This window comes from Flagellimonas sp. (assembly GCF_965233845.1).
In the GTDB taxonomy this organism is placed as follows: Bacteria; Bacteroidota; Bacteroidia; order Flavobacteriales; family Flavobacteriaceae; genus Flagellimonas.
The window spans coordinates 2070189-2094467 of sequence record NZ_OZ247584.1 but is presented as its reverse complement, the minus strand read 5'-3'; the positions used below and the strand labels follow the sequence as shown (position 1 = coordinate 2094467).

Sequence of the window (24279 nt, the reverse complement as noted above, 5' to 3'; positions counted from 1 at the left end):
GTTGGATACTTTTTTGGATGAATTGAATGATGCGCAGCGGGCACCGGTTTTGCACAAGGACGGCCCCTTGATGGTCATTGCTGGTGCAGGATCTGGAAAGACCAGGGTATTAACCTATAGAATAGCGCATTTGATGGGGCAAGGGGTGGATTCCTTCAACATTCTTGCATTGACCTTTACCAACAAGGCGGCCCGTGAGATGAAAAAACGGATTGCCACCATTGTCGGGAATTCCGAGGCGAAAAATCTCTGGATGGGTACATTCCACTCTGTTTTTGCCAAATTGTTACGGTTTGATGGCGACAAATTAGGGTACCCCAGCAATTTTACGATCTACGATACCCAGGATTCCCAAAGATTGATTGCCTCCATCATCAAGGAAATGGGCTTGGACAAGGATATCTACAAGTACAAACAGATACAGAATCGGATTTCTTCCTATAAAAACAGTTTGATTACCGTCAAGGCTTATTTTCAGAATCCTGAGTTAGTGGAAGCCGATGCCATGGCGAAACGACCAAGGTTGGGAGAAATTTATCAGAACTATGTAGATCGTTGTTTTAAAGCAGGTGCCATGGATTTTGATGATCTGCTACTCCGAACCAATGAACTTTTGACACGTTTTCCGGAGGTGCTCATGAAATATCAAGACCGATTTAGGTATATCCTTGTTGATGAGTACCAGGATACCAATCATTCACAATACCTCATTGTAAAGGCTTTGTCAGATAGGTATCAGAACATTTGTGTGGTGGGGGATGATGCGCAGAGTATTTATTCGTTCCGAGGAGCCAATATCAGTAACATTCTCAATTTCCAGAAGGATTATGATGATGTTTCAGTCTATCGCTTGGAGCAAAATTATCGCTCCACCAAGAACATAGTCAATGCTGCAAACTCCATTATTGCCAAAAACAAGAACCAGCTGGAGAAGGTGGTGTGGACCTCCAACGATGAAGGCAATAAGATAAAAATCCATAGGAGTATTACAGACGCCGAAGAGGGTCGTTATGTTGCGGGTTCTATTTTTGAGAACCGGATGCAGCATCAATTGATGAATGGTGAGTTTGCTGTTTTGTATCGGACCAATTCCCAATCCAGGGCCATAGAGGATGCCCTGCGTAAAAGGGATATTCCTTACCGGATTTATGGGGGTCTTTCCTTTTATCAACGAAAAGAGATCAAGGATGTGTTGGCCTACTTGCGTTTGATCATTAACCCTAAGGATGAAGAGGCGCTTAAACGAGTCATCAATTTTCCCGCCCGTGGGATTGGTCAGACCACAGTGGATAAACTTGTCGTTGCAGCCAATCATTATGGCCGTTCTATTTTTGAGGTCATGGACAACCTGTCCAAATTGGAACTGAAAATCAATGCCGGAACGCAGCGAAAGTTGGGGGATTTTGTGACCATGATCAAGAGCTTTCAAATCATGAATGAAGGTTCGGATGCTTTTACCTTGGCCGAACATGTGGCCAAAAAGACAGGATTGCTCCTAGAGTTTAAAAAAGATGGGACGCCGGAGGGCATTGCGCGGATGGAGAACATTGAGGAACTCTTGAACGGAATCAAGGATTTTGTAGAGGGCCAAAAGGAATTGGCAGATTCCACAGGGAGCTTGACGGAGTTTTTGGAGGATGTTGCCTTGGCAACGGATATGGACAAGGACACTGGTGATGATGACCGTGTCGCATTGATGACAATTCACTTGGCCAAAGGATTGGAATTCCCATACGTTTACATTGTAGGGATGGAAGAGGATTTGTTCCCTTCCGCTATGAGTATGAACACAAGAAGCGAATTGGAGGAAGAGCGAAGATTGTTCTACGTGGCCTTGACCCGAGCCGAGAAGCAGGCCTATCTCACGTATACCCAAAATAGATACCGTTGGGGTAAACTTATTGATGCTGAACCTAGTCGTTTCTTGGAGGAGATAGAGGAGCAGTATGTGGAAAACTTAACCCCGGTGAATGATGGATATCGATATAAGTCCATGATCAACGCTGATATTTTTGGAGAGGTGGACAAGAGCAAATTAAGACAGGTAAAACCCAAAAATGGTACTCCGCCCAGTGTGCAACGTCCCAATGAAAATCAATTGCGAAAACTACGGAAACTAAAACCAGAATTATCTGCCACAAACACTAATGCCTTGGACCCCAATCTTATTGAGGGTTGTCTCGTTAACCATACGCGTTTTGGAAGAGGGAAGGTGCTCAAGATTGAGGGGGTGGGCAATGACAAGAAAGCCGAGATTCAATTTGAAAAAGGGGACATTAAAAAGCTGCTGCTTAGGTTCGCCAAGTTGGAAGTGCTTGATCAATAGAACTCCTTTTACGATTCTTGAAGTCAAAATCCAGATTACAATTTGGCCAGTTGATTGTTTGAGCTATTTCCACAAAAAATCTGATTGGTGAATTCCACAATAGGATGCTTCTCCCGATAGCTAACGGAATAGACTTTATAATAAGCCCTGCTGACTCCGACTGAGGAACTGCACGAGACTTCATTGGGATTGGATAGCAAATACGACTCAATCTCTTCCGTAAACAGAATGGAGTCATCTAAAATAAGTGCTTTGGTCATCGGGCGTGACCATTGGATGCTTTTTTGGTCTATGTTATACAGGTGCAACCTTCCTGCATTGGAGCCCATATCTTCGGAAAAAAATAGAAAATGGTCTTTTTTCCCAACCAGGGATACTTTTCCATCCCAAGAAATTTTGGTTCCGGAAGTAGATGGCGTAATCAAGTGGGTTATGGATTGGTTGCTTTCCTCGTCATAAACGGTTTGAACTTCTAAACCTTCCATAAAAAACAAAGATTCTCCGGAAGGCCTTTCCATTTTCTTGGGCATTTCGGAACCTTGAAGAAAGCTATTTGAACTTTCTACTTTAAACTCCATTGGACTCAACTGCCGATCTACAGTAGTTGTGGCTTCAATATAATTTGCGTTTTGGTGGTCAGCATGTAGCTCCAATGGCCTATATGCCAATGTAGACCCCCAAGTCTCTGGTTTTAGAATGAGGGAACCATCCATTTCCACATGAAAGTCCAATGGGGAAACCATGGAACTTTGTCTATTGGGAAAGATTTTGGCGAGTTCCATGCCATTTTCATTGATTGTATAGGCATCCATTCTAAAAAATTCGTTAGTGTCGTGTGCAGCTCCTTTACCTTGCAATAGATAGATTTTTTTTGTTCCTGTCTTGAGGGTATGGATTTGCTGGAATATCATGGAATCCCCATATAATGAGGTGGGAACAACTTTATCTTTATTGGTGTACAGGGCGATGTTTCGTATGCCGTGAAAAGCACCTTGCATTCTGGATTCCCAAGAAAAGACCCCAATCTTTTTGTCTCTGGAAAGGGTAAATGTAAAGTCATGCCCTAAGGTATTATAAGATTTGCCAACCTCCTTAAGCAGTTTTTTGGACTGGATTCGCTCTATGGTTTTTCTTATCTGTTCATTGATTAAAACGGCCTTTTCCTTAAAATCGGTGTCGTTTGTGTCTATGTTATTTAGAAGGGAAATGTTATAGTCCAGATGGGCAATCAGTTCCCAGCCATGGTTAAAATGGGGAGGAGCTTGTGTTTTTTTGGAGCGATTGTGATTGCCGCAAGCTGTCAATAAAATGGCGAATAGGCCAAGAAGGGCGAAGCAGTGTATTTTGGAATCCATCATTTTTGACATATTGGATTGTACTTCAACAAAAGTGAAAGTTTGAAACTTTACTTTAAGCCCTCAATTGACGGATGGCCCATATGAATTGACGGATACCCGTTTTGGAGATATTCTTTGTTACTTTGTACTTCAAACAAAGGTTAATATCCCAAATGAAATGGCTGAATTGATCAAACTCTTTGAGGAGAACCCCAATCCTAGGCAGGTGGAAAAAATAGGAGCTGTCCTGCGCAAGGGCGGATTGATCATTTATCCTACGGATACAGTGTATGGTCTGGGTTGCGACATTACCAATTCCAGAGCGTTGCAGCGTATTGCCAGAATAAAGGGGGTGAAGCTGGAAAAGGCCAACTGGTCCTTTGTTTGTGCCGACTTGAGCAATCTGTCGGATTTTGTACGACAAATAGATACTTCCACTTTTAAAATATTGAAGCGATCACTCCCCGGGCCCTATACCTTTATTCTACCTGGGAACAACAACCTTCCCAAAGACTTTAAAAAGAAGAAAACGGTGGGCATTCGAGTCCCCGATAATGAGATTGTACGAGCTTTGGTGAGGGAACTAGGGCACCCTATTGTCTCCACTTCCATTTATGATGAGGATGATATTTTGGAGTATACCACGGATCCAGAACTGATCTATGAAAAATGGGGAGAATTGGTAGATGTTGTGATTGATGGGGGATATGGGGGCAATGTAGCTTCCACTGTGGTGGATCTTTCCAGCGGCTATCCCGAAATTGTACGTGAGGGTAAGGGGGATTTGGATATCTTCTAAATAAAAAAAGCGACCCTTTTGGGTCGCCTTTCCTGGTTTTTTATTGTGCTCGATTAGTTGCCGGAACCGCCAATGGCTGGATCTTTCATACCTTCTTCGATCATGCTGTAGAATTGATCGATTTTTGGTAATACAACAATACGTGTTCTTCTGTTTTTAGCTCTTTCAGCAGCACTATCGTTGGATGCCAATGGTACATAGTAACTTCTACCTGCTGCAGTCATACGCTTTGGATCAACATTGAAATCGTTCTGCAAGGTTCTTACAATGGAAGTGGCACGCTTGGCGCTCAAATCCCAGTTGTCAACCAAAACTCCACTGGAGTAAGGTACATTGTCTGTATGTCCTTCCACCAAGAATTCAAAATCAGGTTTGTTGTTCACCACTTTGGCTACTTTCCCTAAAACTTGCTTGGCTGCATTGGTGATGTTGTAGCTACCGCTTCTAAACAAAAGCTTGTCCGAAATGGAAACGAATACCACTCCTTTTTCAACACTTACCTCAATGTCTTCGTCATCAAGATTGCCCAAAACTCCTTTTAGACTCTGAACCAAGGCTAGGTTCACGGAATCACGACGGGTAACGGCATCCTGCAATCTTCTAATGGTCAAATCTTTTTCCCTTAGGCTTTCCAAAGATTTTTCAAGGTTCTCAGCTCCTTTGGTGGTAAGGGTAGTCAAATTCCCCATGTTGTTGATCAATTCTTGGTTGTTTGCCTTAAGGAAGGCGTTTTGATCTTCAAGGGTTTGTAATCTGGAAGAAGCGGTCGCTTTTTCCTCAAGGCAATCGTTCAATTTAACGGTTGCGGAATTCAATAGATCTTGGGTCTCTTTTTGTTTGGCCTCAAGATCGGCATATTTTTTTTGTGATACACAAGATGACAACAAAATTGCCATGGACAGGGTTCCTAGGAAAACTTTTTTCATAGTACTGGGTATAAATTAAGAATTGTTAGATATTTCACTGCTTAAACTATCCGCCAAAATTAGAGAAATTGCAAAGTTGGCGTCTTTCGGCATCGTTAATCTTTTACTAAAATGTTAAATCGCTTCACTTGATGTACGAAATGAGACCAAACAATGGATGTTGCGGAATAGTATTTTAATAAAAATTTTGCTTTTTCCCTCTTTTTGTAAAGTTTCCTAAAGTTACTATAAAAACTGAGATGGGCACGCAATATGGCCAGGCAATGGCCAAATTTTAATTGCAGGACAAATCGCATTCCGGCGATTCCATCCAAGAGTAGCCTCAAGAAGATAATTCTAAAGGCAACTTTACGCGGCAAGTTCTTGGTAATGGAGTAGAGGGAGTTCCTGAAATTAAGATAGGTCTTTTTGGGATCCATATTCTTTAGCGTGGAACCCCCAAGATGGAAAACATGGCTGTGGCCCACATAAAGCACATGATGACCTTGATTCTTGGCCCTCCAGCAAAGGTCTATTTCTTCTTGATGCGCAAAATAATCCTCGTCAAACCCACCAAGATTTCTGAAAACCTCACTTTTAATAAACATGCACGCCCCGGTGGCCCAAAAAACTTCCTTGATATCGTTGTACTGCCCCAAGTCCTTTTCCAGGGCCTGAAAGATTCTTCCCCTGCAAAAAGGGTAGCCCAAACGGTCGATAAACCCTCCCGCGGCACCGGCATACTCAAAATATCCAGGACGTTTTAGATCCAGAATTTTGGGTTGAACAATGGCAGCTTCGGGCCTGGTTTTGAATACCTCTATTACAGGCTCCAACCAATTGGCGGTAACCTCCACATCGGAATTCAATAAACAGAAGATATCGGCATCCACATGTTGCAGCCCATCGTTATACCCCTTGGCAAATCCGCCGTTGGTGTCATTTACAATGACTTGTACACTTGGATAATTTTTTCCGAGAAATTGTACGGAATCGTCCTCGCTTGCGTTGTCCACTACATGGATACTGGCGTTTTCTGAATGGGCCATAACAGCGGGGAGAAACTTTTCAAGTAAAGTTTTCCCATTCCAATTCAGTATGACGACTGCAACTTTCAAAACGGCAGCAAATTAACGGCTAAAATCAGGAATTTCCTTCAAAAACTTATATTTTTCACTTTCAAGATCCATTTTGCAATAATAATGGTTCTGTCCGTTGGTCACCATTAAATACTTGGACTGCAATTGCAAATTGTACCGGGCTATTTGATCAAAAGTGGTCTGGTCAATGGTAACTTCCGGAGCTTTGCATTCCACAAGTAAATAAATGGAACCATTGGGTTGGAATACCACCACGTCGTATCGCTTTTTTAACTGGTTAACTACCAGTTGCTTCTCTACGTTGATTAAACTTTTTGGATATTTCTTTGTTTCTACCAAGAAATGAACCACGTGCTGGCGTACCCATTCCTCGGGCTGCAACAACACAAATTTTTTCCGTATGATGTCGAAGATTTGGAGCCCTTTTTCGCTACTTTTGAGTCGGAACGGATATGAAGGAAAGTCCAATGGCTGCATAGGACAAATTTGACGATTTTTTCTGAATGGATAGGGTAAAGGAAATAGTTTCTGACATAAAACAAGGGAATCCCAAACCCATTTATTTTTTAATGGGGGAGGAACCTTATTATATAGACAGAATTTCCCAGTATATCGCTGATAACGTATTGACGGAGGACGAAAAGGGTTTCAACCAGATGGTTCTGTACGGTAGGGATACCACGGTGGATGAAGTCATTGGCAATGCCAAACGGTTTCCTATGATGGCGGACCATCAGGTGGTCATCCTAAAGGAAGCGCAACACCTCTCCAGAACCATAGAGAATTTTGTGGCCTATGCCCAAAATCCCCAACCAACCACCATTTTGGTGATTTGCTACAAATACAAGAAACTGGACAAGCGGAAAAAACTGTACAAAGCCGTTCAAAAAACAGGGGAACTGTTTGAGAGCAAAAAACTGTACGAAAATCAGGTAGCTGAATGGATTAGGCGAACTTTATCAGGCAAGAAGTATAAAATCTCACCTAAGGCGGCCATTATGTTGGTGGAATTTCTGGGAACTGATTTAAGCAAAATCAGCAACGAACTGGATAAACTTACGCTCATTGTACCTTCCAATGTTGAGATTACACCAGAGCTTGTAGAGCAGCATATAGGAATTAGCAAAGACTTCAACAATTTTGAATTGAAGAAGGCACTCGGCGAGCGCGATGTCAAAAAGGCTGCGCGCATTGTGGATTACTTTGCCCAAAATCCGAAGGATAATCCTTTTGTGGTCACTATAACCTTATTGAATACATTTTTCACCCAGCTTTTAAAGTACCACGGGCTCAATGACCATTCTCCTGGAAATGTGGCCAAAGTGCTGGGAGTTAATCCTTATTTTGTAAATGAATTTGCAGTGGCGGCCAAAAACTACCCAATGAAACGGGTAAGTGCCATTATTTCCAATCTTCGCCAATTGGATTTAAAAGGGAAAGGAGTAGGTGCCAGCAATTTGGCCCAAGCAGATTTGCTTAAGGAAATGCTGACCGCAATAGTTTGATCTTATTTTTTGTCCACGCTATACTTACCGGGACCAAGCAAGAACACCACAATAAAAATCACCGCAAAAAGAAGTGCCTTTTCCTTGGTGCCAAAAGGGTCAGCAGCATGTACACGGAATGCCGCTACAAGCATCACCAAAGTAGTTGGAATTGCTGCCCAACGTGTTTTTAAGCCAATGATCATTAAAATGGGACAGATAAATTCACCCAATACTGCCAGGAACAAAGAGGGGCCTTGTCCTATTCCAATGGGGTTGGCAAACTCCATATTTCCGCTGATCAACTTTTGGAATTTCGGATAGCCGTGGGTAAGCATAAAGGCAGAAGGAACGATCCTTAGAATGGCCAATCCTAAATGGATCAAAAGATTATTTTTCATTGGTGGGGGATTTAGTTTTCGTGAAAGTATAAATTATGTTTCAACAAAAGAAAAATAGGCCTCAAAATTTATATATAGCACTGATGAAGGAACCAGACTTTAGAATTGGCCTTTTCGAGAGATAGATGCGTAGGATGACGAAAATTTAGTACCTTGTTAAACAGTATTAACATCAATCACTTAACGAAAATTTCATGTCATGAAGAGACTATTGACTTTCTTGGTTATGGTCCTGTTTTGTGTACAATCGCAACTGGGCCAAAACTTTCAATTCAAAGCGGATCAAATTGAAATTCCGCATAAGAAATACCAACTTCCCAACGGGCTTACCCTTTTGGTACATGAAGATCACAAAGCACCCATTGTTGCTGTGAACGTGTGGTATCACGTAGGTTCCAAAAACGAAAAACCGGGTAAGAGTGGATTCGCGCACCTGTTTGAACATTTAATGTTCAATGGGAGTGAAAACTACAACAAAGACTATTTTCAAGCCTTGGAAAGTATTGGGGGAACAGACTTAAACGGAACCACCAATACCGATAGGACCAACTATTTCCAAAATGTTCCCGTATCAGCTTTAGATCAGGTGCTTTTTCTGGAATCGGATCGGATGGGTCATTTATTGGGTGCCATTGACCAGGCAAAATTGGATGAGCAACGTGGGGTCGTTCAGAACGAAAAAAGACAGGGCGAGAACCAACCCTACGGAAAACAATGGAACTACTTGACCAAATCCATGTATCCCAAGGGTCATCCATACTCTTGGACGGTCATTGGGGAGATGGAAGATTTGAACGCTGCCTCTCTTGACGATGTTCACGAGTGGTTTAAATCATATTATGGAGCAGCGAATGCCGTGGTGGCTGTGGCTGGGGATATAGATCCTGAGGATGTCCATCAGCGTGTTTTAAAATATTTTGGTGACATTCCTGCCGGACCAACCATTGAACGGCAGGAAGTGCGAATTCCTGAAAAGAATTTGGACACCTATCAGGTGTACGAGGACAGGGTTCCCGAAACCCGGGTGCTTTTTGCTTGGCATACACCTCAATTTGGAGACAAAGAAGATCTTCACTTTGATTTGATTTCCGCCATTTTGACCAGCGGTAAAAACTCGCGCTTGTTCAAAAGGTTTGTGTATGAAGACCAAACGGTCAGTCAGGCCGTTTCCTTTCAAGCTTCTGGTGAGATTTCCAGTAGGTTTATTACCTGGTTGAATGTAAAACCAGGTCAGGATGCTGATCAGCTAAAGATCCAATTGGAGGAAGAAATTCAAAAGTTTTTGGATGAAGGCCCTACAGCAGCCGAATTGAATAGGGTAAAGGCAGCCTATTTTTCCAACTTTATTAAAGGTTTGGAAAGGATTGGTGGCTTTGGAGGAGTCTCAGATATACTGGCCTCCAACCAAACTTACTTTGGAGATGCGGCCTACTTTAAGACCATGCTGAAATTTGTTGAGGATGCTACGGTGGCTGATATCCAAAAAACTGCCAAGAAATGGTTGGGCAAAGGGAAACACGTTTTGGTTTGCAATCCATTTCCGGAGTACAGTGTGGAGAAATCAACTGTGGACCGCTCCAGTTTACCGGCCCTTGGTCCTGAAAAGAGTTCCAAGTTCCCAAGTTTGGAAAAAGCACAACTATCCAATGGATTAAATGTTGTTCTGGCAAAACGTACAGGAGTTCCCACAGTTGTGGTCAATATGGTGTTCGATGCTGGTTATAAAACAGACTACCTATCCAGCCCAGGTACGGCTCAACTAGCCATGAACCTGATGGATGAAGGGACTAAGGACTTAAGCTCGTTGCAAATCAGCGAGAAATCCGAACTGCTGGGTGTTAGTCTCAATACCTTTTCAAATCAAGATCAGTCCAACGTGTTCATGACCACCTTGAAGCAAAGTTTTGATGCCAGTATGGATTTGTTTTCTGATGTAGTGTTGAACCCGGTCTTTCCAGAAGCAGAGTTTGAGCGCCTGAAAAACGAGCAAATCAACAATATCAAAAATGAAAAGGCCCAACCTATTTCCATGGCCCTTCGGGTTATGAACAAGTATATGTATGGCGAAGGGCATCCCTACAGCAATCCATACACCGGAACGGGATATGAAGAAACTGTGGAAAAGCTTACCCGTGAAGATGTGGTGAAATTCTATGAGACGTGGATGAAACCCAACAATGCTACGCTCATTGTTACAGGAGACATTGAAATGTCGGACCTTAAGTCCAAGTTGGAAAAATCCTTTGGCAAATGGAAAAAGGGAGATGTTCCCACAGTAGTCTTCAATGAGCCACAGGTGAATTCCAAGAACACTCTGTATCTGATGAACAGGCCGGAATCCCAACAGTCGGTGATAATTGCGGGACATTTAACGGAGAAATATGGAGGTGTTTCAGAAATTGCTTTGGAACAAATGGTAAGTATTCTCGGAGGGGATTTTACTTCAAGAATCAACATGAATCTTAGGGAAGACAAACATTGGTCTTATGGTGCCGGGGGATTTGTACTTGGGTCCAAAGAAGAAAGACCTTTTATTGTTTACGCCCCGGTTCAAACGGATAAAACTTCGGAATCTGTTACCGAATTGAGAAAGGAGATCTCCGAATTTGTTTCCACACGACCCGCTACCCAGCAAGAACTCGATAAGGTAAAAACGAACCAAGTGTTGAGTTTACCTGGGCAATGGGAAACCAATAGTGCGGTGAATACCTCCATTAGAAATCTTCTTAGGTACAATTTGCCGGATGATTACTATGAAACCTATGATCAAAATGTACGGAATCTATCACTGGAGGATGTGCGGAAGGTAAGTACCCAAGTGGTAAAACCTGAGGCCGTCAATTGGTTTATGGTGGGTGATCGTGCCAAGATTGCCAGTAAATTGGATGAACTTGGTTTTGACAATATCATTGAGATTGATGCAGACGGAAATCCATTGGTGCCAGCGGTACAACAACCGGACGAGGAGTTGAAAAACTAAATAAAAAAGCCCCCCGATTTATCGGGGGGCTTTTTTATTATCTCAATTGCGGATAGGATACAGGATCCGTCTCGTGCATAATGGAGTAGACCTTCTCAAAAATATCTTCGGCATTGGGTTTGGAAAAATAATCCCCATCCGAGGCGTAAGCGGGTCGGTGTTCCTTGGCCGTAAGGGTTTGGGGAGCACTGTCCAAATGTTTGTATCCCTCTTGGTTTTCCAAGATTTCTTGCAGTAAATAAGCAGAACATCCACCTGGCACATCTTCGTCAATGATCAGCAGCCTATTTGTTTTTTGAAGACTTTTAACCACATCATGGTCCAAATCAAAGGGGAGCAAGGATTGCGCATCAATAACTTCGGCATCAATACCCACTTCCAAAAGCTCGGAAGCTACTTTTTGAACGATTCTCAATGTAGAACCATAGGACAAAAGGGTAATGTCCTTACCTTCTTTTAATGTTTCCACCTTTCCTATAGGTGTGCAAAACTCGCCCAAATTGGAAGGTTTCTTTTCTTTTAAGCGGTAGCCGTTTAGACTCTCAATGACGATAGCTGGTTCGTCGCTTTTTAGAAGCGTGTTATAAAATCCTGCGGCTTGGGTCATGTTTCTGGGAACGAGAATATACATACCCCGTAGTAAATGTATCAATCCACCCATGGGAGACCCGGAATGCCAAATACCTTCCAATCTATGTCCGCGAGTTCTAACGATTAATGGAGCCTTTTGCTTCCCAACGGTGCGGTACATCAGGCTGGCAAGATCGTCACTTAAAGTTTGGATTCCGTATAGAATGTAATCCAAGTATTGTATTTCTGCTATTGGACGAAGTCCTCTTAGGGAAAGACCAATGCCTTGTCCTATGATGGTGGTTTCACGTATTCCCGTGTCTGCAACCCGAAGTGGACCATATTTTTTTTGAAGCCCCTCTAATCCTTGATTTACATCCCCAATATTCCCAGTATCCTCTCCAAAGACCAAAGCTTGGGGGTATTTGGCGAAAAGCGCATCAAAATTATCCCTAAGAATGATACGTCCATCCACTTCTTCCGGATTGTTATCATAGGAAGGCTCCAATGCTTTAACTTCGGTTGCCTTGCTATCCAGTTCGTTATAGAGATGCGAGCTGTATTTGGGTTGAACTTCGTTCAAAAAGTTTGTAATCCATTGTTGTAGGGCGGCCCTTTCTGGATTTGTTTCCCCGATGAGATATCGCAAAGCTTTTCTGGCTTTGGAGGCCAAATCTTTTTTGATGGGCTCTTCAATGGCAATCAAATCATTTTTCACCTTATTGATGAAACTTCGATTGGGACTCTGGGAAGCTGCGCTTTCCAATAGTTGGATCAATTGCTTTTTGGCTTGTATATGCGGTTGAAGAAATTCAGCCCAAGCCTCTTTTTTGGCCGCACGAACTTTTAGCTTGATTTCCCGTTCCAGGATTTTTAGCTCTTCTTCTGTCTTAATGCCATTTTCCAGAATCCACTCCCTAAATCGCTTATTGCAATCGTTTTCCCGTTCCCATTCCAGACGCTCACTGGATTTATAACGTTCATGGGAACCAGAAGTGGAATGTCCCTGTGGCTGTGTAAGTTCTGTCACATGAATCATCACGGGAACATGGTCTTCCCGTGCAATGTCCGATGCGTTTTCAAAGGCATGGATCAAGGCCGTATAATCCCAACCTTTGACCTTTAGGATTTCGTAGCCAGGGGTGTCTTTATCCCGTTGTAAACCGGACAAAGCTTCGGAAATATCTCCCTTTGTTGTATGGAACTCGGCAGGTACTGAGATACCGTAATCATCATCCCAAATACAAATGACCATGGGAACCTGCATAACTCCGGCAGCATTGACCGTTTCAAAGAAATGACCTTCGCTGGTACTGGCATTTCCTATGGTTCCCCAGGCCACCTCATTTCCGTTATTGGAAAAGTTGGTTTGATCAATTTCCTCCAGGTTCCGATATAATTTGGAGGCCTGTGCAAGTCCCAACAAACGTGGCATCTGACCCGCTGTACAGGAGATGTCCGCGCTGCTGTTTTTCTGTTTGGTCAGATCTTTCCAGGTACCGTCCGCATTTAAACTATGGGTCACAAAATGCCCTCCCATTTGTCTTCCGGCACTCATGGGCTCTTTTTCCATATCGGTGGTGGCATAAAGCCCATGAAAAAACTCCTTTGGGTTGAGATAGCCCAAGGCCATCATAAAGGTTTGGTCCCGGTAATAGCCGCTTCTAAAATCCCCATCCTGAAACGCTCTGGCCATGGCCAACTGCGGTAGTTCCTTTCCGTCACCAAATATTCCAAATTTTGCTTTACCGGAAAGCACTTCACGTCTTCCCAATAGGCTACACTCCCTACTGGTGACCGCAACCTCGTAATCCTTAAGGATTTGGGACTGGAAATCATCAAAGGAAATATCGTTGCTTGTCTTGGAATGGGGTTTCATTGGCACATTGGAATTTGCGCAAAAATACTAAAATAGAAGGAGAATGGCAACAGTGAAACCTGTTAATAAAGTGATAATATGTTAGTAAAAATGCATTTTCAAGGAAAAATATTCAATTAAATGGTGATTAACAGCCTATTTTTTATGAATGTAACAATTTAGAACCATTTTCTGGTAAAGAGGCCTATCAACGTTTTTGGACTGATGGTGACCACAAAGCGAATGCGCTCTCCATAATCCCTTTCGGCAATTTCCCAACCTCGGTTGCTATATACAGGAAAGTAGAGTTCAAAATAGTCGGTCACCAAATTTAAGCGAACCCCAGAGTCGTAAACAAAACGGGCGTTTCCCCCTTTGCTACGGATATACCCCAAATCCCCGTAGGCCTCAATCCACCTCCAAATGTTGGTGCTGGCGTTGGTGGTAACAATCCAATCGTTGGCAAAGGGGTTTTCCAATTTGGATTTAAAACCACCCTCTGCAATGATGACCTGTTGGCTATAGAGTCCAGAGCTTTCTGAACGTCCCAAATAATTTAGGTCGAACATGTAATCCGTGGGTCTGTCCAAGGCAAAGCTAAAAAAGTCTGAATCGGTATTATTGCGCAAAAATTTACCAGCGTACAAGCGAAAGTTAAACTGTCGGTTGCTTTCAAAGAGTTTGCGGTATTCCAGTTCAAAGGCCAGTTTTGTAAAGTCACTGGAATGTTGTGCATCCAAAAACCACGATGTATAGTTCAGTATATCATTGTCCACATCAATAAATCTCAGATTGAGCACCCCGTAATCCGGATCGGTGTCCAGTTGGTCTGCAATGCTCTCATCAATGTTTCTAAAAACACTGCGGTAACGAAGCAACAGGCTCTGCCTTCTATTTGAAATCAGATTATCCGGCCTCCATCCAAATGAAACGGCTGGAGTTAGTGTGGTATAACGGGAGTTGACCTGGAAATGCGAAGTAGATCCAGCAAAAACATAATTGGAAACAAAAAGGCCACTTTTTCCATGATATTTCCGGTAACGAAAACTAGCTTTGCCCACTACCGTCTTTTCCAAAAATGAATAAGTGGGAGAAATATCATATTGAAACGGCCGCTCCAAAAAGGTTTTGTTGTAAATACGTAGCCCTGGGGTTATTCCATCGTACACGTTGAAATTGGCAATGGGCACATAAAATATTTGGTGGTAATAAGGATCTTCCGTGTCCTTAAAAAATTGAAATTTTAACCGCTTATTGCTGGCAAAAAAACCATTGAGCGTTTTCCAGTTATCGCGCTGGTTGAATTCCGGAATCTTTTTATCGTAGTTGAGTACCAGGCGGTCTTCACCATTTCTTGGAATGGTAAAAGTTCTGGAGGTGTCTATGTCCTTAAACCAATATTGGGACACCACAGAATCCTTATTGAGTCCAAAAAGGGAGATGGGAACCTTGGTTCCGCGTTTGTTTTTAATTGTAAAAGTCAGTGAATCTTCTGATTTTTCAACCTTTTTGATTTTGTAATCGATTTTCTTTCGTGTAGAAACGTATTCTTTAAAAAACCAATCCACATCCTTCTCGGCGTGCTGTTCTATTTCCCTTTGGAAGTCCATAGCTTTTACCGATGGATTCAGCATATGAGTTCTATAAAAAGAGGTGATGCTGCTATCTACCTTCTGACCCCCTAAGTACTCAGCCAAATAGGACATCCCCAATCCAGCCTTATAACCATTTGCGATTTTTTGATTGAATTTGATTAAGGAATCATTGGGTGTATCCAAGGCTTGGTCAATATTTTTACGGGCAGAGAGCATACTTAAGAGCGCATATTGCTCATTGAAGTCCATCTGCGCCAAATGAAATCCCCGGAACCCCCAGATTTTGGATAATTTGCCAGCTAATTTCTGGTCTGGATAGTGTTCCTCCACATATTTGATCATCAAATAGTTGCCAATGGCATCCAGAACCCAGCGTTCTGCTCGTGGGTCCAAATAAATAGTTTCGCTTAAAAAGCTATGGATTGCGGTTTTAAGAAACTTCATCTCAAACTGAAACTGCTCTTCGTATGGCCTGATAAATGAAGGCAACTGGTTGATGCCGTACAAGGGATTTTTGTTGTATGCAATTTCACTTACCAAAAGATTGGGGTGAGGATACTTTCCCAAGTTCTCATTCAAGAAAACCGCAATCTTGTTGATGGAAATGCCCTGTGAGATTTTATCATATCGGTTGGATTCCAAGTCCGTGGTAACCGTAATCATTCCGGTTACGTGTTTAGTAAACCTAGAGGTTCTTTCTAAGATGATTTCGCAGTTTTTTCTGTTATCCCCTTGAAGTTGTATGAATTGTCCGCCTGGAAAATTGGATTTCCCAATGTCTATAAAATTGGTGGACAAAAATAGTTTGTCAGGATAAGTGAAGTTGATGGAGGTATTGGCTGGATCTGTGTAGTTGTCATCCAAATCTATGTTGTCGTACAATTTCCAACCATTGTTGTACACGGCTGGAGTAAGGTACCAATCCTTCAGATGATACTCACCATTAGGGCCAAAACCATAGGCGGTAAACTTGGCATTGGGTAATTTGATTGTATAGGTGAAAAATAACTGTACGGATGCCCCAGGGGCCAGAACCTCTTCCAGTTGGACTCTAATCACATCGCTATTGCCCATTCTGTTCCAACTTAAACCAGCATAGTTATGGTCAACTATACTAACCACATTGGTGTGTCCGCGTTCTTTGTCCTTGGCCAAATGCAAGCTGCGCTTAAACTCCTCTGCAAAACGTTTGGCAAGGGCTGTTTTTTTGTTGGAATAGGCGTGGTTCCAGTCGTTGAAGTAAAGAGCGGTCAATCCGTCCTTGGACGTGTTGACATAGGTGAACTTTTGTTTGATTTCAACCTGCTTGGTTTCGTCTTTTAAGGCAGCTGTTATCTCATTGGTGTGTTGCCCCAGCATCTTGAACCCAACAAGAAAGAAGAGCAAAGAAAAATATGTTATGCTTTTTTTGATCGCCAAAGGCAAGAGATTAAAAATTGGGACTGAGGTTGCGCCCTTTATAGAACGCATCAATAATATCAACAACATCTTCGGCAGTATCCACAATTTTAATCAAATCCAGGTCCGTGGGACTAATGTTGCCCGCATTCAGCATGGTTTCCTTGATCCAATCCATAAGGCCACTCCAGAATTTGGAGCCCACCAAAATAATAGGGAACTTATGAATCTTGCTGGTTTGGATCAGTGTTATAGCCTCAAACAATTCATCCAAGGTGCCAAACCCACCGGGCATGACCACAAATCCCTGGGAGTATTTGACAAACATAACCTTCCGAACAAAAAAGTAGTCGAAGTCCAGGTTTTTATCATTGTCAATATATGGATTATCGTGCTGTTCAAAAGGAAGGTCAATATTAAGGCCCACGGAAGTTCCTCCCGCAAGGTTGGCTCCTTTGTTTCCTGCTTCCATAATCCCTGGCCCACCGCCGGTGATGATTCCATACCCAGCTTCCGCTATTTTTTTGGATACTTCCACGGCCAACTCATAGTAAGGCTGACCGGGTTTTACCCGCGCCGATCCAAAAATGGAAACACACGGGCCAATTTCACTCATTTTTTCAAAACCGTTGACAAATTCGCCCATGATCTTGAATATGGCCCAAGAGTCATTGGTCTTTATTTCATTCCATCCTTTATGGTGCTGTTCTTTTCGCATTTCAATAATTATGTATTAAACGGCAGGTGCAATTTTCCGTTTGGATTGCTCAAGCTCCTTCTTTAAAAACCGGGCTGTGTGGCTTTTATTGTCCTTGGCCACCTCTTCCGGTGTGCCTTGGGCAACAATCATTCCGCCGCCACGACCGCCCTCATATCCTATATCAATAATATAATCCATCATTTTTATGACGTCCATATTATGTTCTATGACCAAAATGGTATTTCCTTTGTCCACCAGTTTGTTCAAAACTTCCATCAAGACCCTTATATCTTCAAAATGTAGTCCAGTTGTGGGCTCATCCAAAATATAAAAGGTGTTTCCTGTATCTCTTTTGGAAAGCTCGGTTGCCAGTTTCACCCGTTGGGCTTCTCCTCCGGATAGGGTAGTGGACTGCTGGCCCAAGGAAATGTAGCCCAGTCCAACATCCTGAATGGTTTTAAGCTTCCTATGGATTTTGGGAATGTTTTCGAAAAAGTCCACCGCTTCGTTGATGGTCATTTCCAAGACATCTGCAATGGATTTGCCTTTGTACCTGATTTCTAGGGTTTCCCTATTGAACCGCTTTCCATTACAGGTCTCGCATTCCACGTACACATCTGGCAAAAAGTTCATCTCAATAACCTTGAGACCACCTCCCTGACAGGTTTCGCATCGTCCCCCGGCCACATTAAAACTGAAACGGCCTGGTTTGTACCCGCGGATTGTTGCTTCTGTGGTTTTGGCGAACAAGCTCCTTATTTCACTAAAAGTACCGGTATAGGTCGCTGGATTGGACCTTGGCGTTCTTCCAATAGGCGATTGATTGATGTCTATGACCTTGTCCACATGCTCCAAGCCTGTAATCTTTTTGTACGGCATGGGTTTTTTCACCCCATTGAAGTAATGGGCGTTCATAATAGGGTAAAGGGTTTCATTGATCAAGGTGGACTTTCCACTTCCAGAAACCCCGGTTACTCCTATAAGCTTACCCAAAGGAAACTGAGCCGTTACATTTTTAAGGTTGTTTCCTGTACAGCCCGTAAGAACAATTTTCTTCCCAGTCCCTTTTCTTCTGTGGGTTGGAACGGGAATTTCCTTTTCCCCGGTAATGTATTCCGCAGTTAGGGTTTGATGTTGTTTTAGTTCCTCCGGTTTGCCTTCGGAAATAATTTCCCCACCATGTCTTCCGGCTTTTGGCCCAATATCAATAACATGGTCAGCATGTTCTATCATGTCCCGGTCATGCTCTACCACTATAACAGAATTACCTATATCCCGAAGGGATTCCAAAGAATTAATTAGCCGCTCATTGTCCCGCTGGTGCAAGCCAATACTGGGTTCGTCCAATATATACAGTACCCCAACCAGTTGAGATCCTATCTGTGTTGCCAATCTGATGCGTTGTGCTTCCCCTCCAGACAGCGATTTGGAACTGCGATTCAAGGATAAGTAGTCAAGCCCAACGTCCAATAAGAATTGAACACGGGTCTTGATTTCCTTGATTATTTCTTCTGCAATCTTTTTCTGGTTACCTTCTAGGTTACTTTCCAATTGTTTGAAGAAGTCCGCTAACTCCGCAATATCCAATTGAGCCAGTTCAGCAATGTTCTTTTCTCCTATCTTAAAATACAAGGACTCTTTCCTCAGTCTGGCACCATGGCAACTTGGGCAGCCCACCTTGTCCATATATTCCTTGGCCCATCTGCGGATGGAGGTGGAGTTGGCCTCATCAAATTGGGTTTTGATGAAATTGGCAATACCCTCATAGTCAATTTTATATTGCCTTTTTACTCCCAGTGTTTTGGAGTCCACTTCAAAACTGTCATTGCCACCATTTAAAATGATGCCCATTGCCTCGGAAGGAATCTTTTCAAGCGGATCGGTCAAATCAAACTTATAGCGCTGGGCAATGGTCTCCAGTTGTTTGAAGGCCCAGGACTTTTTGTATTCGCCCAAAGGGGCAATCCCTCCAGCTTGGATGGATAATTTATTATTGGGAAATATCTTCCGTTCGTTTACCTCAAACACATGCCCTAAACCGTTGCATTCTGGACACATCCCTTTTGGGGAATTGAAGGAAAAGGTATTGGGTTCGGGAGTAGGGTAGGAAATCCCTGTTGAAGGACACATCAGATCCCGGCTAAAATACCTAGGAACGGACTCACCTTCTTCCAAAACCATAAGCACATTGTTACCGCTGTACATGGCGGTATTGATGGTTTCCCCCAATCGCTTATGGAAATCCTCGGATTCCGATACTTTGAGTCGGTCAATGACAATCTCAATATCGTGCGTCTTATAGCGATCCACCTTCATGCCTTTTACGATATCCAAGATTTCGCCATCAACCCTCACTTTCACAAAACCCTGTTTGGCGATCTGCTCAAAAAGTTCTCGGTAATGTCCCTTCCTGGACTTTACCACGGGTGCCAGCACATTGATTTTCTTGTCCTGATAAGAATCTATGATCAAATCCTTTATCTGCTCATCGCTATAACTCACCATTTTCTCTCCTGTGTTATAACTGTATGCATCCCCGGCCCTTGCGAAGAGCAAGCGAAGAAAGTCATAGACCTCTGTAATGGTGCCCACAGTAGAACGTGGTGACTTGGAGGTTGTTTTTTGTTCAATGGCAATTACCGGGGAGAGGCCATCTATTTTATCCACATCAGGACGTTCCAACCCGCCAAGAAATTGTCTCGCATAAGCAGAGAAAGTCTCAATATAGCGGCGTTGCCCTTCTGCGTAAATGGTATCGAATGCCAAGGAGGACTTTCCACTACCGGAAAGTCCTGTGATGACCACCAACTTCTCCCGAGGAATGGTCACGTCAATATTTTTCAGATTGTGGACCCTGGCGCCCTTGACTTCAATATTTTCTTCGTAGTTAATCATAGCACAATTTGCTAAAATAAGGTTTTGATACTTAAAAAGGAAGCGTGTTCCTGTTTCGTTATTGACAATGGATGGCTTATTTTTGGGTCTTTTAAATTGACACAAATGAAACTACTGGGCATAGGCTCTCGTATTAACCATCCTGAGTACGGTAAAGGGGTGGTGACCAATGTATCTTCCCAACACTATTGGGTCACTTTTTTGGAAAATGGCTTGGAAACCATTGCTATTGATTCTGAATTTGAGGTAATTGAAGGAGTTTCGGATGAAGTGGATACCGTTAGCTTTTTTGATGTGGAAAGTTCCCTGGTATCCATCCTTAAAAAATGGAGCGATACTACTGAGAAAGTTGCCATTGCCGACAAATGGCGTGGTGGGAAATTGGTTTTGGAACCCGGAGACGATTTGGCCAATAAGGAAATGCCGATTGATACTTTCTTTCATAAGATTGTGATGGTGCGTGACCGTATCCGGGTTATGGAGCAAAAAATCAACAGTAGCAAAAACCTGGATGATCAAGAAAAGGTTGACCTGCAACAGTACATCACCAGAATTTATGGAAGCTTGACCACTTTCAACGTTCTCTTTAAAAACAAAAGCGACCAATTTGTGGGTGAGCGAAGCAAATAAGCACATCAGGATAAAGAGCCTAATACTCCTATAGCCCAAGGATCTTCTGCTTTAAGCAGATTGCGCATCGCATGTTTGATGATCCATTTACGTTGTTTGGAGGCCATGGGAGCCCAATTCCCTATCCAAGTTTTTCCAACGTCAGGATTGTCCTTTAATACATCATTGACACAGTTGGCCACGGACTTCTGTACATACTTACTGGAATCATCCTTAAGGTTGTCCAAAATGGGGAAAATTGGAGTTGGGTCTTGAATAAACAGATCTAATTTACTGGCCCAGGGCAATCTGGGACGTACACCTTCGCTGCTCAAACGACGCACATGTTTATTGTTGTCCTTGGACCATGTCTGCATTACATCGAGGGTTTGCTCGGGGAATCTTTCCAAATAAGGTCTTATGGTGTATTCTCCCGTATTGCGTTGCGTAATTTCCCGAATCGCGGACATGGAGGTATCAAAATGGTCCAACCCATACTTCTCTACATATGTGGCGATGGGCATCACCCAATAAAACTCCTTGAACATCCCTGTTTCTTTTTCATTTTTTGGGCCAAGGATATTAATCAAGTGGGAAACTGCGGTAGGATAATTATACGGCAAATGGGAGTGAAGCGCATCCGCCAGTAACTCCACACGATCTTTTAGTTCGAGGTAGGCCAATTTTTCAGCTACTGAATTGACAAAGGAAGTCTTATCAAAAATGACACCATTGGCAAGGAGCTTGTCCGCCAATAACTCCGCCAAATCGGTGTCGAACCATAGTTTAAGTTGTTTATAAGCCATGTTCGCTTCGGAAAGTTTAAAGATAGTTTTCAAAATTAAACTGCAGCCCGGACTTCTGTAGTATTCGAAATTAATTCCAAGCCCAATGTACTGAACCTGATACCGTACTTCCTTTTGTCGTCAAAGACCTGCCAGTCCCTTCCCCGATAGATTTGCCTTAGGTGTTTGGATAGTAAGGGCAACACGTTGTATTTGGGCTTAATATGGGCCGCACCTGTTTCTTGGGAAAGCTGGAACTGTACAAAAGCTTCCATTCGGCCTTTTTCCCGTGCAACTTTGTTGGACTGTATGTTTAGGGTATCAATAATAGCATTGATATCAATTTCCGATAGGGCTATTCCCATTACGGACTGAATATATTGGTACAGTAAGATTTCAATATGGGATTGTTCACTTAGAAATGCATAGTATATTCTTTTTACAGCAGTATGATTCCTATTATGGACACCTGACCAGACCTTTTTCGCCAGGGCAACATCCGTTTTGACATAGGTTGTATTGGCAAAAAGCTCACTGACTCCCGTGCCTTGTTTTTGAATGTTGGTTATGGACCATTTGTATTCAAAAGCTTTAAATATTAAGGTTAGAAAGCCATTAAAAGTACCGTCGTAGATAATTGTTTTACTTGATCCCATGTTGCTACGTTTTGTAATTTATCCAAAATTATGGAATAATTCCTAAATATGGAAATAATCCAAATAATTTTTTGGAAATAATCCAAATTCTATATATTTGAGGTATGGAAAACGAATTGACGCTTAAACGATTTATTGATATTAGAAGGGACTTGGGGTATACCCAGGCGGAGTTTGCCAAGCTGTTGGGTATATCCAATACCACTGCGGACATAGAACGGGGCCGCACCAAGTTGTCGGGGAAAGTGGTAGTGGAACTTTTGCGTCAGTTCAATATCAATCCACTGTGGTTGTTTGGGGAAAGTGAGGACAGACATTTGGAAACCTCAAGAACCAGTGTTATTCCAAAAGTGGTCACAGTCAATAGTGAGGAACAGGAGAATATGGTGCTGGTCAACGCCAAAGCAGCAGCGGGTTACCCCCAGAATATAGCAGATACAAGCTGGTACAGGCAATTACCTGCTTTTGACATGCCTATTCCCGAGTTTAGGAACGCAACATATAGAGGATTTCAGGTTGAAGGGGACAGTATGTTGCCCAATTTAAGACCCAACGACTGGGTATTGGCCAGGGCCATCGAACATATAGACCATGTGAGTGCCAACAAAATGTATGTGGTTGTGCTCCAGGATGCCGTATTGGTCAAGAAGATTGAGAGACGTCCCAATTCCAACAATGTCACATTGGTATCTTTAAATGAAACCTATCCTCCTTATGAGATCAAACCATTTCAGATTCAGGAAATCTGGGAGGTAAGCAGCAAATTGACCTTTAATCTGGATGCTACCACAGAAACAGGACTGTTACGCCAGCTGCAACAGTCCATGGAAGAATTAAAAAAACAAGTGGGCCAATCCCGGCCTAACTAGTTTTTCTGGGTTTGTTCCGTATAGGTGCTCTCAAAGATTTTATCCGCATTTGCAGCCTCAAATCCTTCCCTACGGTGGTTACGGGATAATTGTTCTTTAGCCAAATTTTGATACTCAGGTAGGGGAAGGCGTTCTGCAAATTCAACGTAGCTCCCGGCTATTTTGGTTTTCTCCCCATTGGCGAATTCAGCATCCACCATTTGGGCCACAGAACTGCTTTGTCTCAATAGACCATCTTTACTTTCTTTAAGTTTTCCCCCAGCAGAGTTCAATACAATACCTATGGATTCCAAAAAATTATTGAAGTTCTCCAAGTTATTGTAAGCTTCTGGAAGTTCGTGTACGCTGATGGTGTAATGGTTAAGGTAATAGCGGTTGTAAATGACCCAGGCGGCATATTCGCTTTCCTCTAAAAGAAGTTTATAGTCTTCTAAGGTTGGTAATGACCACAAGGGTTTGTGGAAGAACGCTCCAACAGCAGTAAGGTCGTTCAGATTCAAATGGTCTACTGGATCCGAGGTTACCTGTCCTGTATATTTTCCAATAATACCTTGAGCTTGTTCGGATAGATCCTGGACCCGCAACTCACTAATGAATATTCGAGGTAGTCTTTCCTCTGGCGGTGCGTACCAATAAGCGTCTAGTTTTTTCTCTGGAAAGTGATAGGGTTCCATCCGTTTGTACCCATGGTGCAGGAATATTTTTTCAAAGGAAGCAATACCCAAGTTGGGCACGCCCAAGGTGCGAAAAGCTATGTGATCATTTACAATGGCCTCTTCATTTGCAATAAGCTTGTTGTGAATCATGGCGGAGATTATTTTGTCCACATCCGCCACACGCTTTTTATAAGGGGTAAAGAGCGCTTCCATTATTGAATCCAAAGGGGTTTGTTCTGTAGCAACCATACTTAACGATATTAATAGATTTACTAGGAGCAAAATTAATTGTACTTTTAATCGTTAACAATTATTATTTAACTATTAATAATTAGTTTGACTAATCAAATTGAGTT

Annotated in this window: 18 protein-coding genes; 6 read left to right on the top strand and 12 right to left on the bottom strand. The window is 42.7% G+C overall.

The window, feature by feature from the left end:
- Position 1 precedes the first annotated feature (1 nt).
- On the top strand, positions 2-2326 hold the full coding sequence (locus ACO6S0_RS09155; RefSeq protein ID WP_422351685.1) for an ATP-dependent helicase: 2325 nt from the start codon (positions 2-4) through the stop codon (positions 2324-2326).
- Between the two features lie 35 nt (positions 2327-2361).
- On the opposite strand, the gene ACO6S0_RS09150 is transcribed toward ACO6S0_RS09155, so the two are convergent.
- Entirely contained in the window at positions 2362-3684 is a 1323-nt protein-coding gene (locus ACO6S0_RS09150; RefSeq protein WP_422351684.1) for a hypothetical protein, read from the bottom strand.
- 157 nt (positions 3685-3841) lie between these two features.
- Here ACO6S0_RS09150 and ACO6S0_RS09145 point away from each other — a divergent pair, with 157 nt between their 5' ends.
- A complete protein-coding gene (locus tag ACO6S0_RS09145) occupies positions 3842-4462 on the top strand; it encodes an L-threonylcarbamoyladenylate synthase (protein ID WP_422351683.1) in 621 nt (206 codons plus the stop codon).
- 53 nt (positions 4463-4515) lie between these two features.
- On the opposite strand, the gene ACO6S0_RS09140 is transcribed toward ACO6S0_RS09145, so the two are convergent.
- The 3 genes from ACO6S0_RS09140 to ACO6S0_RS09130 form a co-directional block, all read right to left on the bottom strand.
- Positions 4516-5388: an OmpA/MotB family protein gene (locus ACO6S0_RS09140; protein WP_422351682.1), complete on the bottom strand. Its 873-nt coding sequence runs from the start codon at positions 5386-5388 to the stop codon at positions 4516-4518.
- Positions 5389-5483: 95 nt separating this feature from the next.
- Positions 5484-6485 (bottom strand): glycosyltransferase family 2 protein, encoded by a 1002-nt coding sequence (locus ACO6S0_RS09135; protein ID WP_422351681.1) that lies wholly within the window; start codon positions 6483-6485, stop codon positions 5484-5486.
- 12 nt (positions 6486-6497) lie between these two features.
- The gene (locus ACO6S0_RS09130) at positions 6498-6944 is read right to left on the bottom strand and encodes a type I restriction enzyme HsdR N-terminal domain-containing protein (RefSeq protein ID WP_422351680.1); all 447 of its coding nucleotides are present in this window, start codon (positions 6942-6944) and stop codon (positions 6498-6500) included.
- 26 nt (positions 6945-6970) lie between these two features.
- Here ACO6S0_RS09130 and holA point away from each other — a divergent pair, with 26 nt between their 5' ends.
- Positions 6971-7972, top strand: a complete 1002-nt coding sequence (gene holA / locus ACO6S0_RS09125; protein WP_422351679.1) for a DNA polymerase III subunit delta — start codon at positions 6971-6973, stop codon at positions 7970-7972.
- Positions 7973-7974: 2 nt separating this feature from the next.
- On the opposite strand, the gene ACO6S0_RS09120 is transcribed toward holA, so the two are convergent.
- The gene (locus ACO6S0_RS09120) at positions 7975-8352 is read right to left on the bottom strand and encodes a DoxX family protein (RefSeq protein ID WP_422351678.1); all 378 of its coding nucleotides are present in this window, start codon (positions 8350-8352) and stop codon (positions 7975-7977) included.
- A gap of 199 nt (positions 8353-8551) precedes the next feature.
- Here ACO6S0_RS09120 and ACO6S0_RS09115 point away from each other — a divergent pair, with 199 nt between their 5' ends.
- Positions 8552-11332 (top strand): M16 family metallopeptidase, encoded by a 2781-nt coding sequence (locus ACO6S0_RS09115; protein WP_422351677.1) that lies wholly within the window; start codon positions 8552-8554, stop codon positions 11330-11332.
- A 37-nt stretch (positions 11333-11369) separates the two neighbouring features.
- On the opposite strand, the gene ACO6S0_RS09110 is transcribed toward ACO6S0_RS09115, so the two are convergent.
- The 4 genes from ACO6S0_RS09110 to uvrA form a co-directional block, all read right to left on the bottom strand.
- Positions 11370-13781 carry a thiamine pyrophosphate-dependent enzyme gene (locus ACO6S0_RS09110; RefSeq protein WP_422351676.1) on the bottom strand — a complete coding sequence of 804 codons (2412 nt, stop codon included), beginning with the start codon at positions 13779-13781 and terminating at the stop codon, positions 11370-11372.
- Positions 13782-13939: 158 nt separating this feature from the next.
- Entirely contained in the window at positions 13940-16714 is a 2775-nt protein-coding gene (locus ACO6S0_RS09105; protein WP_422351813.1) for a metalloprotease, read from the bottom strand.
- A gap of 70 nt (positions 16715-16784) precedes the next feature.
- Entirely contained in the window at positions 16785-17471 is a 687-nt protein-coding gene (locus tag ACO6S0_RS09100) for a TIGR00730 family Rossman fold protein (RefSeq protein WP_422351675.1), read from the bottom strand.
- A 15-nt stretch (positions 17472-17486) separates the two neighbouring features.
- On the bottom strand, positions 17487-20348 hold the full coding sequence (uvrA, locus tag ACO6S0_RS09095; RefSeq protein ID WP_422351674.1) for an excinuclease ABC subunit UvrA: 2862 nt from the start codon (positions 20346-20348) through the stop codon (positions 17487-17489).
- A 105-nt stretch (positions 20349-20453) separates the two neighbouring features.
- Between uvrA and ACO6S0_RS09090 the strand changes: the two genes are divergently transcribed.
- Positions 20454-20978, top strand: coding sequence for a hypothetical protein (locus tag ACO6S0_RS09090; protein WP_422351673.1), 525 nt, complete (start codon positions 20454-20456; stop codon positions 20976-20978).
- 5 nt (positions 20979-20983) lie between these two features.
- On the opposite strand, the gene ACO6S0_RS09085 is transcribed toward ACO6S0_RS09090, so the two are convergent.
- A complete protein-coding gene (locus ACO6S0_RS09085; RefSeq protein WP_422351672.1) occupies positions 20984-21796 on the bottom strand; it encodes a DNA alkylation repair protein in 813 nt (270 codons plus the stop codon).
- 2 nt (positions 21797-21798) lie between these two features.
- A complete protein-coding gene (locus ACO6S0_RS09080; RefSeq protein ID WP_422351671.1) occupies positions 21799-22398 on the bottom strand; it encodes a TIGR03915 family putative DNA repair protein in 600 nt (199 codons plus the stop codon).
- Between the two features lie 104 nt (positions 22399-22502).
- Here ACO6S0_RS09080 and ACO6S0_RS09075 point away from each other — a divergent pair, with 104 nt between their 5' ends.
- Positions 22503-23267, top strand: a complete 765-nt coding sequence (locus ACO6S0_RS09075) for an XRE family transcriptional regulator (protein ID WP_422351670.1) — start codon at positions 22503-22505, stop codon at positions 23265-23267.
- Here the strand turns inward: ACO6S0_RS09075 and ACO6S0_RS09070 are convergent.
- Positions 23264-24172, bottom strand: a complete 909-nt coding sequence (locus ACO6S0_RS09070; protein WP_422351669.1) for a DUF1338 domain-containing protein — start codon at positions 24170-24172, stop codon at positions 23264-23266. The genes ACO6S0_RS09075 and ACO6S0_RS09070 overlap by 4 nt on opposite strands.
- Positions 24173-24279 lie beyond the last annotated feature (107 nt).

Coding starts and splice junctions, on each gene's coding strand:
- ACO6S0_RS09150 (WP_422351684.1), bottom strand. CDS start 3,684: ATGATGGATTCCAAAATACACTGCTTCGCCCTTCTTGGCCTATTCGCC.
- ACO6S0_RS09145 (WP_422351683.1), top strand. CDS start 3,842: ATGGCTGAATTGATCAAACTCTTTGAGGAGAACCCCAATCCTAGGCAG.
- ACO6S0_RS09140 (WP_422351682.1), bottom strand. CDS start 5,388: ATGAAAAAAGTTTTCCTAGGAACCCTGTCCATGGCAATTTTGTTGTCA.
- ACO6S0_RS09130 (WP_422351680.1), bottom strand. CDS start 6,944: ATGCAGCCATTGGACTTTCCTTCATATCCGTTCCGACTCAAAAGTAGC.
- holA (WP_422351679.1), top strand. CDS start 6,971: ATGGATAGGGTAAAGGAAATAGTTTCTGACATAAAACAAGGGAATCCC.
- ACO6S0_RS09120 (WP_422351678.1), bottom strand. CDS start 8,352: ATGAAAAATAATCTTTTGATCCATTTAGGATTGGCCATTCTAAGGATC.
- ACO6S0_RS09115 (WP_422351677.1), top strand. CDS start 8,552: ATGAAGAGACTATTGACTTTCTTGGTTATGGTCCTGTTTTGTGTACAA.
- ACO6S0_RS09110 (WP_422351676.1), bottom strand. CDS start 13,781: ATGAAACCCCATTCCAAGACAAGCAACGATATTTCCTTTGATGATTTC.
- ACO6S0_RS09105 (WP_422351813.1), bottom strand. CDS start 16,714: ATGCTGGGGCAACACACCAATGAGATAACAGCTGCCTTAAAAGACGAA.
- ACO6S0_RS09100 (WP_422351675.1), bottom strand. CDS start 17,471: ATGCGAAAAGAACAGCACCATAAAGGATGGAATGAAATAAAGACCAAT.
- uvrA (WP_422351674.1), bottom strand. CDS start 20,348: ATGATTAACTACGAAGAAAATATTGAAGTCAAGGGCGCCAGGGTCCAC.
- ACO6S0_RS09090 (WP_422351673.1), top strand. CDS start 20,454: ATGAAACTACTGGGCATAGGCTCTCGTATTAACCATCCTGAGTACGGT.
- ACO6S0_RS09080 (WP_422351671.1), bottom strand. CDS start 22,398: ATGGGATCAAGTAAAACAATTATCTACGACGGTACTTTTAATGGCTTT.
- ACO6S0_RS09075 (WP_422351670.1), top strand. CDS start 22,503: ATGGAAAACGAATTGACGCTTAAACGATTTATTGATATTAGAAGGGAC.
- ACO6S0_RS09070 (WP_422351669.1), bottom strand. CDS start 24,172: ATGGTTGCTACAGAACAAACCCCTTTGGATTCAATAATGGAAGCGCTC.